This window comes from Rathayibacter sp. AY1D2, from assembly GCF_002932695.1.
Lineage (GTDB): Bacteria > Actinomycetota > Actinomycetes > Actinomycetales > Microbacteriaceae > Rathayibacter.
Window position 1 is genome coordinate 1 of sequence record NZ_PSVX01000087.1, and the last position, 11,561, is coordinate 11,561.

Sequence of the window (11,561 nt, forward strand, 5' to 3'; positions counted from 1 at the left end):
GAGCACGGCCTCCAGCTCGTCCACGGCGAAGTCGATCTCGGCGGCGGTGACCACGAGCGGCGGCGCCAGGCGGATCGTCGAGCCGTGGGTGTCCTTGGCCAGCACTCCGCGGGCCATCAGGGCCTCGCAGACGGCGCGGCCCGAGGCGAGCCCCGGGTCGATGTCGATGCCGGCCCAGAGTCCGGCGCCGCGGACGGCGACCACTCCGCGGCCGATCAGCGCCTCGAGGCGGGCGTGCAACTGCGCGCCGCGCTCGCGGGCGAGCGCCTGGTACTCGCCGGTCGCGAGCATCTCGACGACTGCGAGGCCGACGGCCGCGGCGAGCGGGTTGCCGCCGAAGGTGGAGCCGTGCTGGCCCGGCTGCAGGACGCCGAGCACGTCGGCGTCCGCGACCACGGCCGAGACGGGGACGATGCCGCCGCCGAGCGCCTTGCCGAGCAGGTAGACGTCGGGGACGACTCCGACCAGGTCGCAGGCGAAGGTGGCGCCGGTGCGGCCGAGGCCGGACTGGATCTCATCCGCGATGAAGAGGACGTTGCGGCGCGCGGTGATCTCGCGGACGGCCGGGAGGTAGTCGGCCGGCGGCACGACGATGCCCGCCTCGCCCTGGATCGGCTCGATCAGCACCGCCACGGTGTCGTCGTCGATCGCGGCCTCGAGGGCTTCCGCGTCGCCGAACGGGACCGTGCGGAATCCGGGCGTGAACGGAGCGAAGCCGTCGCGCGCCTCCGCGTCGTCGCTGAACGAGATGATCGTGGTCGTGCGGCCGTGGAAGTTGCCCGCCGCGACGATGATGTTCGCCCGGCCCGGAGCGACGCCCTTGACCCGGTAGCCCCAGGCGCGGGCGACCTTGATGCCCGACTCGACCGCCTCCGCGCCCGTGTTCATCGGCAGGACCATGTCCTTGCCGGCGAGCGCGGCGAGCGCCGTGACGAACGGGCCGAGGCGGTCGTTGTGGAACGCGCGGCTGGTCAGGGTGACGCGGCCGAGCTGCTCGCGGGCCGCCTCCAGCAGCACCGGGTGCGAGTGGCCGAAGTTCACGGCGGAGTAGGCGGCGAGGCAGTCGAGGTAGCGGACGCCCTCGACGTCGGTGATCCAGGCGCCGTCGCCGGTGGCCGCGACGACGGGCAGCGGGTGGTAGTTGTGGGCGGCGTGCTCCTCCTCCGCGGCGATGAGGGCGGCGGAGCGGGCGGTGTCGGTGTCGGTGATGCTCATGTCGTTCCTCCTGAGGGGACGATCGACTCTCCAGGAGTCGTCGCACTCGGCGTCGAGCGCGACGGATCGTGGACAGTGGAGGGTGGGTCGGCGCTGCTGGTCGCCGACCACGGGGAGTGGGTCAGCGGCGCAGCTCGAGCGTGCAGCACTTCACGCCGCCGCCGCCGAGCAGCAGCTCGGACAGGTCGACGCCGATCGGGTTGTAGCCGCGCTCGCGCAGCTGGCGCTCGAAGCCCGTCGCGCGGGAGGCGATGACGACGTTGAGGCCGTCGGAGAAGGAGTTCAGCCCGAGCACGGACGCGTCCTCCTCCGAGACGAGGATCGCGTCGGGGTAGAGCTCGCGGAGGGTGCGGTTGCCCTCCTCGCTGAACGCGCTCGGAAGGTAGGCGATGTTCGTGTCGTCGAGCACGGCGATCGCGGTGTCGAGGTGGTAGAACGACGGGTTCACGAGCTCGAGCGTGACGACCTCGCGGCCGAAGACGCGGGCGACCTCGGCGTGCGAGTCGGAGGCGGAGCGGAAGCCCGTGCCGGCGAGGATCCGCTCGCCGACGAGGAGGAAGTCGCCCTCGCCCTCGTTGACCTCCTCGGGGACGCGGACGTCGAAGCCGGCCGAGCGGAACCAGTCCATGTACGCCGGGCCCTCGGGCTGGCGCTCGGGGTAGGTGAAGGAGGCGCCGTAGGCGATGCCGTCGATCACGAATCCGCCGTTGGCCGCGTAGACCATGTCCGGCAGTCCGGCCTCGGGCTCGATCAGCTCGATGGTGAAGCCCAGATCGGCGTAGGTGTCGTAGAGGGTCTGCCACTGCCGGACGGCGAGGGAGGTGTCGGTGGGGACCTGCGGGTCCATCCACGGATTGATGCGGTAGACGACGGTGAAGTGCTCGGGACGGCACATCAGGATCGTCTTCGCGACGGGGGTTCGGGCGGGTGCCTCGGCGAGCACGGCGGTATCGGTCATTCGAGTCCTCCTGCGAAAGGATGCGGATGAGCGGACCGGGTCCAGTGGCTCCGTGCCCCGCGCAGGACGCAACGGGATGGAGCACGCTCGCGCCCAGTCTTGCACGCGCCGATCGTGCGGTTCTCGCCGTGGGGCGCACGGAACGCGCGTGAACAGTGGGGGCGGCGCGGGAAAACGCCGCCGGTCTTCCGCAGGGCGCTGTGATGCCGCCGCGACTCTCGCCTTGAGGCGGCTTTCGGAGGGACGACGTTGCGCCTCTCGGCGAGAAGGCCTTATCCCTCTCTCTTGTCATCGCGCTGATGACATCTGTGGAATCCGCCGAATTCGCCCTGAATGGGGGACTTAGGGCAGCGATAAGCGGCATGGGACGATCCCTCCGGCCCGACAGTCGTCGGCCTTCTCGCTCCGACGAATCCGGATGCCCTCCTCCATGCGAACGAAGACCCTCAGCGCCTCCCTTTTCCTCGCCCTGCTCCTCTCCCTCTTCGTCGCGACCCCGGCCCAGGCCGCAGGATCGCCGGCCGCGCCGACGAACGTCGTCGCTTCTGACAACAGCTGCACGGACGCCGTCACCATCTCGTGGACGGCACCCGCGCAGAAGGTCGCCGGCTATCGCGTGCACATCTACATGAAGAAGGGCGACTGGTGGGACGGCGGCGGATGGAACGATTCCGTCCGGCTCTACTCCGCTTCAGGGGCCACGTCGATCACGGTGGATCTCCGCTCCGACCAGGACCCTTACTACATCGAAGTGGCGAGCGTCACCGATTTCAGCGTTCCTTTCGAGGGAGGCTCCGATGGAGTCCTGCTCGTGCCTTCCAGCACCCAGAGCACGACCGCGACCACGGCACTCGACCATTGGTGGACTGCGCCGGCTCCGGCTCAGGTCACAGGAGAAGTGTCGGGCACCGGAACCGTCACGTGGCGATGGGCTCCGCCGACGAAGGACGGGATGCTCTGCTCTTTCGATCGCTATCACTGGTACTCCTCCGCTGAGGGCTATCCGGACTACGACGGGGACCTCGTCGACTCGCAAACGATGGAGGCCACAACTCAGATGAAGCCGGGGCAGAAGTACAACTTCTGCATCGTTGCGGAGACTTTCGCATACATGGGCGACGAGACGCCGGAGTACTCCTCCGGCGAACCAGCATGCGCAACCGCATCGTGGAGCACTTCCACCCCGATGCCGGTCACAGAACTGCGAGCGATTGCAGGTTCCGATCGGCGGGTCGTCGTGACGTGGCAGCCGCCCGTCGGGGACGGCAACTCGCCGATTCTCGGCTATCGCGTCGGCCGGTCCGGCACTGACGCGAGCGGCAGCGGACCCTGGTCGACCATTGTGAGCACCGTGCGGAGCGATTCCGCTCAGCCCTACAGCCAGACCTTCACGAATCTGAAGGCGAATACCGAGTACACCTTCTCGGTCACCGCTTTCAACAAGATCGGTCAGGGCGAGTCCGCGACGACCACGATCGTCGTCGAGCCGCACCGCGCACCTTCCGAGCCGAGCTCCGTCGTGGCGATCCCCGACAGCTCTACCCGCAGCGCGACCCTGAACTGGAAGATTCCGACCGACACCGGCGGGACCTCGATCACCGGGTATCGCGTGTCCCGCGACGGCATCGACAACAGTGGATCCGGCCCCTGGACCACTGTGGTGTCGGCGTCGAAGCTCTCGCAGACGTTCTCCAATCTGACCGTCGGTTCCGCCTACACGCTGCGGGTGAGCGCTCTGAACTCCGCCGGAGAGAGCGACGGCGTGACGAGAAGCGTCGTCATCGGCGGCACCGCTCTCACCGCCGCCACCCCGACGATCACCGGCACCGCCGCGGTCGGCTCGACGCTCACGGCGAGCGCCGGCACCTGGGGGCCCTCCCCTGTCGCCCTCGCTTACCAGTGGCTCGCGAACGGCACCGCGATCAGCGGGGCGACCGGCACCACGTACCGCCCGGTCGCAGCCGACGCGGGCAGGGTGATCACCGTCGCCGTCACGGGCTCGAAGTCGGGCTACGTCTCGACCACGCGGGTCTCCTCCGGGACCGCTGCCGTGACCGGCGGCGCGATCACCGCCGCGACGCCGACCATCAGCGGCACGGCGAAGGTCGGCTCGACCCTCACCGCGAAGCCCGGCACCTGGGGCCCCTCCCCCGTCGCCCTCGCCTACCAGTGGAAGGCGAACGGCACCGCTCTGAGCGGGGCGACGTCCGCGACGTACACGCCGACCGGCGCCACTCTCGGCAAGACGATCACCGTGACGGTCACGGGGTCGAAGTCCGGATTCACCGCCGTGACGAAGACCTCCGCGAAGACGAGCGCCGTGGTGGCGGGCATCCTCTCCGCCGCGACCCCGACGATCACCGGCACCGCGAAGGTCGGCTCCACCCTGACCGCCAAGCCGGGCACCTGGGGTCCCTCGCCGGTGGCCCTCACCTACCAGTGGAAGGCGAACGGCACCGCGATCTCCGGGGCGACCTCCGCCACCTACAAGCCGACCAGCGCCACGGTGGGGAAGAAGATCACGGTGACCGTCACCGGCAAGAAGGCCGACTACACGACGGCGACGCGCACCTCCGCCGCCACCGCAGCGGTCGTCAAGTAAGGGATCCGACCCGGGTCGCCGGGGGAGCCTGCTCGCGCGGACTCCTCCGGCGGCCCCGGGAATCCACCACCATCGTCCCCCGGACGGGGGCCCATCCCGCCGACACCCGCCCTCGCCCGGAGGCGGGCGGCGGCTAGCATTCAGACACCGTGTCCGCCGCGGCCTCCCGCGGATCCTGCCGAAAGGCCCGCCGTGCCCGCACGCCCCCTCGCCGCGATCGGCGTCTCCGCTCTCCTGCTGGCCGGCCTCGCCGCCGGTCCGGCCGTCGCCGCCCCCGATCTCCCGGGCGCGAGCGCCGCGCAGGAGGCGGCCGCCGAGGTCGTCCTCTCCGGCACCATCGCGCTCCGCGACGCCGATGAGGAGCACCCCGCCCCCGCGAACCCGTCCTTCTACGTCCAGGTCCAGAACGCCGAGGGCGACGTGGTCGCCGAGGCGGACACGGGCGCCGACTTCTCCCTCCCCGTTCCCGGCGGCGAGCCCCTCACCGTCCGCGCGAACCTGATCGGCAGCGACGACTGGTACCCGACCTGGTTCGGTGACACCCCGGTCGCCGAGGCCGCGAGGACGACCCGGGGAACCGACGAGTCCGTCGCCATCTCCCTCCTGCGCACCGCCGAGCTGTCCGGATCGATCACCGCCGACGCGGTCCCCGGCGTCTCCTCCCCCTCCTTCGACGTGCAGGCCTGGTGGGTCGACGGAGGGACGTACTCGCTCCTCGACACCGTCCCCGTCACCGGAGCCCCCGGCGCCGCCCGCGCGTGGGACACGAGCGACCTCGCCCTGCCCGCCGGCGACTACCTCCTGCGCCTCGTGGAGCCGGGGTACCCCGCCTACGACGACCAGTACTTCTCGCGCCTGGCCCGCCTCGACGAGCGCGCGGTCGTCTCCGTGCCGCCGGGCGGCCGCAGCGGCATCGACTTCTTCCCGTCCGCCTACTCCTCCGACGTCGCCCGCCTCGCCGGGACCGACCGGTACGCGACCGCCGTCGCGGTGACCGCCTCCGGATTCGCCGACGGCGCCCCCGTCGTCTACCTCGCCAGCGGAGCGAACTGGCCGGACGCGCTGAGCGCCGGCCCCGCCGCCGCGAAGCAGCGCGGCGCCCTCCTGCTCACCGACCCGAGCGTCCTGCCCGCCGTGGTGGCGGCCGAGCTGCGCCGCCTCGCCCCGCAGCGGATCGTCGTGGTCGGCAGCGCCCTCTCCGTGAGCGACTCGGTGCTCCAGCAGGTGAGGGCCCTCGGGATCCCGACCGAGCGCATCGAGGGCGTCGACCGCTACGACACCTCGCGCCGGATCGTCGAGGACGCCTTCCCGGACGGCAGCTACGAGAACGTCTTCGTCGCGACCGGCACCAACTTCCCGGACGCCCTCTCGGTCGCGCCGATCGCCGGCCGCCGCGCCGAGCCCGTCCTCCTCGTGGACGGCGCCCGATCGCGCCTCGACCAGCCGACCCGCGACACCCTCGCCGGACTCGACCCCTCCTCCGTGCAGCTGCTCGGCGGTGCGCCGTCGATCTCGACCGCCGTCGAGGCAGACCTGCGCGCCGCGAAGATCGCCGGCACCGTGTCGCGCATCGCCGGGACGGACCGCCACGACACCAGCCGACGCCTCAACGACGTCTTCCCGCCGTCCGAGCTGGGCGACACCGTCTACCTCGCGACCGCCACCGGCTTCGCCGACGCGCTGGCCGTCGGCCCGGTCGCCGCGAAGCAGGGCGCCCCGCTCTACCTCAGCGAGCCGACCTGCCTGCCGCGCAGCACCCGTGTGAAGATGCAGGGCCACGACCTCGATCAGGTGCTGCTCCTCGGCAGCCCCCTGACCCTGTCGGCGCAGGTGCGCTCGCTGTCCGCCTGCTGAGACCCGAGACGCACCGCACCAGCCCTGGAGATCCATGAGCGCCACCGCCGACCGTCCCCTCCTCGTCGGCATCGAGACCGGGGGCACGAAGGTCGTCGCGGCGGTCGCCGACGCCGCTGATCCCGAGCGGATCCTCGCGACGACGATCCTGCCGACCCGCGGGCCCGCCGAGACTCTCGCCGATCTGGCCGGCTTCGTCAGCGGCCACGGAGTCGACGGCACCGTCGCCGCGGTCGGCGTCGCCTCCTTCGGCCCGCTCGACATCGACCCCGGCTCGCCGACCTACGGACACCTCACCTCCACGCCGAAGCTCGGCTGGGAAGGCACCGACGTCCTCGGCCCGATCGGCGCGGCCGCACCGGGCGCGCGGCTCGCGCTGGTCACCGACGTCAACGGAGCCGCCCTGGGCGAGGCCCGCTGGGGCGCCGGAACCGGAGTCGACGACTTCGTCTACCTGACCGTCGGCACCGGAGTCGGCGGCGGCGTGATCGCGGGCGGACGGCTCCTCGCCGGCAGCGGCTGGCCCGAGGTCGCGCACCTTCTGCCCCGCCGCCACCCCGAGGACGGCTTCGCCGGCACCTGCCCGTTCCACGGCGACTGCCTCGAGGGCCTGGTCGCCGGTCCCGCGATCTCGGCGCGCTGGGGCGTCGACGGCTCCCGCCTCGGCCCCGAGGAGGCGGCCGCCAACCTCCGCTTCAGCTCCTACTACCTCGCGCAGCTCGTCACGACGCTCGCCTACGTCGCGGGCGTGCGGCTCGCGGTCGTCGGCGGAGGCGTGTCGAAGACGCCGGGGCTCGTCCCCGCGGTCGAGGCCGAGGTCGAGCGGCTGATGGGCGCGCCCGGAGCGACGGGGACGGGCGGCGGGCGGATCCGCATCGTGCGCCCGGCGCTCGGCGACGAGTCCGGGGTGCGCGGGGCGATCTCGCTGGCGGAGTCCCTGCTCGCCTGAGCTCTACCCTCGTCCCATGAGCGAGCGACCCGTCGACCCCTCCGCCCCCGACTCCGGTCGCGACGAGACGGTGGAGGAGCGATCCGACCGCAACTGGAACGAGATCCTGCAGGAGCTGCGGGTCGTGCAGACCGGCACGCAGATCCTGGGCGGCTTCCTGCTGACGCTGTGCTTCCAGCAGCGCTTCGCCGACCTCGCGCCGCCCGACGTGGCGCTCTACCTCGTGCTCGTCCTGCTCGCCGCGTGCGTCACGATCCTGGCGCTGGCGCCCGTCATCGCCCACCGGCTGCTGTTCCAGCGGCGGAGGAAGGCCGAGCTGGTGCGGTTCGGCAACCGGGTGGTCACGGTGTGCCTCGCGGCGGGATCGCTGCTGTTCGTCGGAGTCGTGGGCTTCGTGTTCGACGTCGTGCTGGGCGGGCCGGCAGGCCTCTGGGCGGGCGGAGGCGTGCTGCTGCTGCTCGCCGTGGTCTGGGCGACCGCGCCGGTCCTCCTGCGGAGGCGCTGAGGGCGGCGGAGTCTGCCCGCCCCTCCCCCGCGAGTCAACGGGGTACCCGGGTCCGCCGCGCTCTTCCTACCGTGGCCGCGAGGCGCGCACCGCGCCGACGCGAGAGGAGCACCATGACCGACCGGACCGAGCAGCCGCAGGAGAACCCGCAGAACCACGACCACGTCGACGACGCGGGCGTCGACAAGCCCTCGCAGGCCGAGGGCGACGACACCGAGGGATCGGCCGGCTGATCGCCGCCTCGATCCCCGTCCTCCCCGCGGTCGACAGCAGCGCGGCCGTCCTCGCCGACGGCTACTTCTTCGGGACGCGGCGCTTCGACGACGTGGGCGCGGACGCGTTCCGCACCCGGATCCTCGGACGGCCCGTGATCATGGCGCGCGGCATCGAGGCGGCGCGCTTCTTCTCCGAGGGCGGGCGCTTCGACCGCGAGAGCGCGCTGCCTGGCTCGGTGCTGCACCTCCTGCAGGACGAGGGCAGCGTGCAGACCCTCGAGGACGAGCCGCACCGGCGGCGGAAGCGCATGTTCCTGGATCTGGTGGAGACGCCCGAGCAGCGGTCGAGGCTGGTCTCGGCCTTCGCGCGGGAGTGGCAGGCGTCCGCCGCCCGGCTGACGGGCGAGCGGGTCCGCCTCCAGGACGTCGCCGCGGAAATCCTGGGCCGCGCGGTCCTGTCCTGGGCCGGCATCGAGGCCGACGAGGAGGAGGTGCTGCGGCGCACGGACGAGCTCCGGGCGATGATCGACAACGCCGGGCGCTTCGGCCCGCCCAACTGGGCCGCGCGACTCCGCCGCCGCTCGACCGAGCGGTGGGCGCGCGGCCTGATCGAGGCGATCCGGACGGCCGGACCCTCCCCGACTCCCCTGCACCGGATCGCGCACGAGAAGGAGGACGGCGGCCTCCTCCCCGTCGAGGTCGCCGCGGTGGAGCTGATCAACCTGCTGCGGCCCACGGTCGCGGTGGGGCGCTTCGTGGTGCTGGCGGCGCTCGCGCTGCACCGGCATCCGGAGTGGCGGGAGCGGCTCGCCGACCAGGAGGAGCGCGTCGCGTTCGCGAACGAGGTGCGGCGCTTCTACCCGTTCTTCCCGATGGTCGGAGGAAGGGCCCGCCGGGAGCTGGACTTCCGCGGCGAGACGCTTCCCGCGGGGCAGTGGATGCTGCTCGACCTCTACGCGACGGACCACGGCTCGCACTGGGAGGCGCCGGGCCGCTTCGATCCGGAGCGGTTCCGGTCGCCGGTCGACCGCAACGGCTTCATCGCCCAGGGCGGCGGGCACTACGGAGGCGACCACCGGTGCCCGGGCGAGCCGGCGACCGTCGACCTGCTGTCCGCGGCGCTGGAGCTCCTGGCCGCGGGGCACCCGTACGACGTCGAGGACGGGCAGGATCTGCGCGTGAGCCTGCAGAGCTTCCCGACCGGGCCGGAGGACGGCTTCGTGGTGAGGTTCCGCTAGGGGCGGGCGTGCTCGTCGGGCGAGGCGGGCGGGGAGTGCCCGAGCGGATCCGGGGAGAGCGCGCGGAACCGCGGCCTGTGGAGGAGGACCGCCCCCGCCGAGGCCGCCCGCCTCGCCCGACGAGCACGCTCGGGGGATGCAGAAGCCGAGTCAGTCCTCCGGAGCGTCGAGCTCCTCGAGCGCCCGCAGCGCCTCGCGGGCGCGCTCGAGCCGATCGGCCTCGGGCTCGTCCCACCATGCCGGTCCGCGCTCGCCCAGCCCGTGCTTGGCGAGCCCGACCCTCCTGCGCGCCAGCGCCTCCGCCTCCGCGTCCTCGTGCAGCCTGGCGGAGCGCACTCCCGAGCGCCCGCGCCCGAGGTGCGAGGTGAGGACGGCGACCACGTCCTCCGGCAGCGAGCGGTCGGTGCCCCGCCACCGGCGGCCCTTCACCACGAGCCAGCGCTCGTCGTCCTCGTCGCTCACCCCGTCACCGCCGCCTCGGGTTGAGCCGGTCACCGGTGCTCGTGAGGTCCACCTGTTCCGGCAGCCGGAGCACCTCGATCCGCCCCGCGGCGGAGAGCCGCAGCAGGTCGTCGACGAGGGCGCGCGAGCCGCCGATCAGCGTCGAGTCGAAGTCGACCTCGCTCGCGAGGTACCAGGCCCGGTCCTCCGGCCAGAGCGCGAGCGGAGTCTGCACGACGAGCCCGGAGGCGTCGGCGAAGCCCGCCGCGCGCGCCCACGCGGTGTCCTCGAGCACCCGGACGTCGAGCGAGAGCAGAGGCCCCTCCCGCCCCGGCAGCTCGACCGTCGCCGCGGCGGCGGTCTCGGGGTGCTCCCAGCCGGTCGGCCGGGTGTCGCTCATCCACTCGGGCAGCTCGTCCGAGGCGTCCGCGCGGGAGATCAGGATCCGCGACCCGCCGCTCAGCACGCCGAACCCCTCCCAGAACACGGCGAGGCAGTCCTCGGGGGTGCTCGTGTGCTCCGCGAGCACGGCGGCGACGGCCGCGAGCTCGTCGAGCGGGAGCACTCCGAGGCGGGGCTCCGCGTACTCGTCGGGATGCTCGCCGGTGAGCGAGTACCACTGCGCGAACGGATGCAGGAGCGTCCCCTCCCGCTCGGCGACCTCGCGCCACCGCCGGGGCGGGTCGTCGGAGGGGTGCAGGATCCGCACGGCCGCCTCAAACAGCGGAGGGACGATCCCCTCGAAGCGCCCGAACGCGCCGAGAGCAGCCAGCATCGGCTCCGCCCGCGCGGCGTTCCGCTCGGCACGCAGCGGCGCGTCCTGGGGTGTCGGCTCGACCATCGGCCCAGGCTAGCGCTGGACGGTCGCTCCGCTCAGGGCGGAGAGGGCCCGCTGCGGTCCCGTCTCGCGGGCGAGGCCCTCGGCGAGCGCCGCCAGCCGTTCCCGGGCGGAATCGTCGAGTGCGAGCATTCGCCGCGCAGCCTCCGCGAGCTGTCGCGCGGAGGCGGCGTTGGGGTCGAGCACGGCGGCGAACCCGGCGTCCTCGAGTGCGGCCGCCCCCGCGAACTGGTCCGTCGAGAACGGGAGGACGACGAGCGGCACGCCCGCGGTCATCGCCTCCGTGACGCTGTTGTTGCCGCCGTGGCTGACCGCGAGCGCGGCCCGGCGCAGGAGCGCGACCTGCGGCAGGAAGCCGCGGACCAGCCAGCCCTCGGGGATCTCGCCCAGAGCCGCGCGCTCGGTCGCGCCGGAGGCGAGAGCCACGCGGACGGGCCTGCCCCCGGCCTCGACGCCGGCCAGGGCCTCGACGACCCGGGCGAGCACGTCGTCGCGCACCGAGAGGAAACTGCCGAAGCTCACGTAGACGACCGGATCCTCGGACGCGGCGAGCCACTCCTCGACCTCCGCGTCGTCGGGCTCCTCGCGGACGGCGGAGCCGAGGAACGCGTGCGGCGGCAGCTGAGCGGTGCGGGCCGAATCGTGGAGCTCGCCCGGGTAGTTGAGCAGCAGGACGTCGCCGCTCTCGGCGAAGGCGTCGGCGCTGGGCGCCGCCCCGGGGTCGAGGGTGGTGAGGGCGGCGTTCC

At 72.9% G+C, this 11,561-nt stretch carries 10 protein-coding genes; 5 read left to right on the forward strand and 5 right to left on the reverse strand.

Going from position 1 to position 11,561, the window contains the following annotated elements; all coding sequences use genetic code 11:
• Positions 1-1,215, reverse strand: a 1,215-nt coding sequence (rocD, locus tag C5D04_RS16495; protein ID WP_181137747.1) for an ornithine--oxo-acid transaminase, incomplete at its 3' end; no start/stop codon positions are given.
• A gap of 121 nt (positions 1,216-1,336) precedes the next feature.
• Positions 1,337-2,173: a dimethylargininase gene (gene ddaH, locus C5D04_RS16500; protein ID WP_104226838.1), complete on the reverse strand. Its 837-nt coding sequence runs from the start codon at positions 2,171-2,173 to the stop codon at positions 1,337-1,339.
• Between the two features lie 430 nt (positions 2,174-2,603).
• Here ddaH and C5D04_RS16505 point away from each other — a divergent pair, with 430 nt between their 5' ends.
• The 5 genes from C5D04_RS16505 (at position 2,604) to C5D04_RS16525 (ending at position 9,536) form a co-directional block, all read left to right on the forward strand.
• Positions 2,604-4,775 carry a fibronectin type III domain-containing protein gene (locus C5D04_RS16505; protein WP_181137748.1) on the forward strand — a complete coding sequence of 724 codons (2,172 nt, stop codon included), beginning with the start codon at positions 2,604-2,606 and terminating at the stop codon, positions 4,773-4,775.
• A 192-nt stretch (positions 4,776-4,967) separates the two neighbouring features.
• Entirely contained in the window at positions 4,968-6,629 is a 1,662-nt protein-coding gene (locus C5D04_RS16510; RefSeq protein ID WP_104348049.1) for a cell wall-binding repeat-containing protein, read from the forward strand.
• Positions 6,630-6,663: 34 nt separating this feature from the next.
• Entirely contained in the window at positions 6,664-7,578 is a 915-nt protein-coding gene (locus tag C5D04_RS16515; protein ID WP_104257906.1) for an ROK family protein, read from the forward strand.
• A gap of 16 nt (positions 7,579-7,594) precedes the next feature.
• On the forward strand, positions 7,595-8,083 hold the full coding sequence (locus tag C5D04_RS16520) for a DUF6328 family protein (protein ID WP_104256068.1): 489 nt from the start codon (positions 7,595-7,597) through the stop codon (positions 8,081-8,083).
• 325 nt (positions 8,084-8,408) lie between these two features.
• Positions 8,409-9,536 (forward strand): cytochrome P450, encoded by a 1,128-nt coding sequence (locus C5D04_RS16525; RefSeq protein WP_104257905.1) that lies wholly within the window; start codon positions 8,409-8,411, stop codon positions 9,534-9,536.
• A 150-nt stretch (positions 9,537-9,686) separates the two neighbouring features.
• Here the strand turns inward: C5D04_RS16525 and C5D04_RS16530 are convergent, their stop codons facing one another.
• From C5D04_RS16530 to C5D04_RS16540, 3 genes are all read right to left on the reverse strand, one after another.
• Positions 9,687-9,998: a biopolymer transporter Tol gene (locus tag C5D04_RS16530; RefSeq protein ID WP_104348050.1), complete on the reverse strand. Its 312-nt coding sequence runs from the start codon at positions 9,996-9,998 to the stop codon at positions 9,687-9,689.
• 4 nt (positions 9,999-10,002) lie between these two features.
• Positions 10,003-10,818 (reverse strand): hypothetical protein, encoded by an 816-nt coding sequence (locus C5D04_RS16535; RefSeq protein WP_104348051.1) that lies wholly within the window; start codon positions 10,816-10,818, stop codon positions 10,003-10,005.
• A 9-nt stretch (positions 10,819-10,827) separates the two neighbouring features.
• On the reverse strand, positions 10,828-11,561 hold a 734-nt coding region (locus tag C5D04_RS16540; RefSeq protein ID WP_308471773.1), incomplete at its 5' end, for a glycosyltransferase.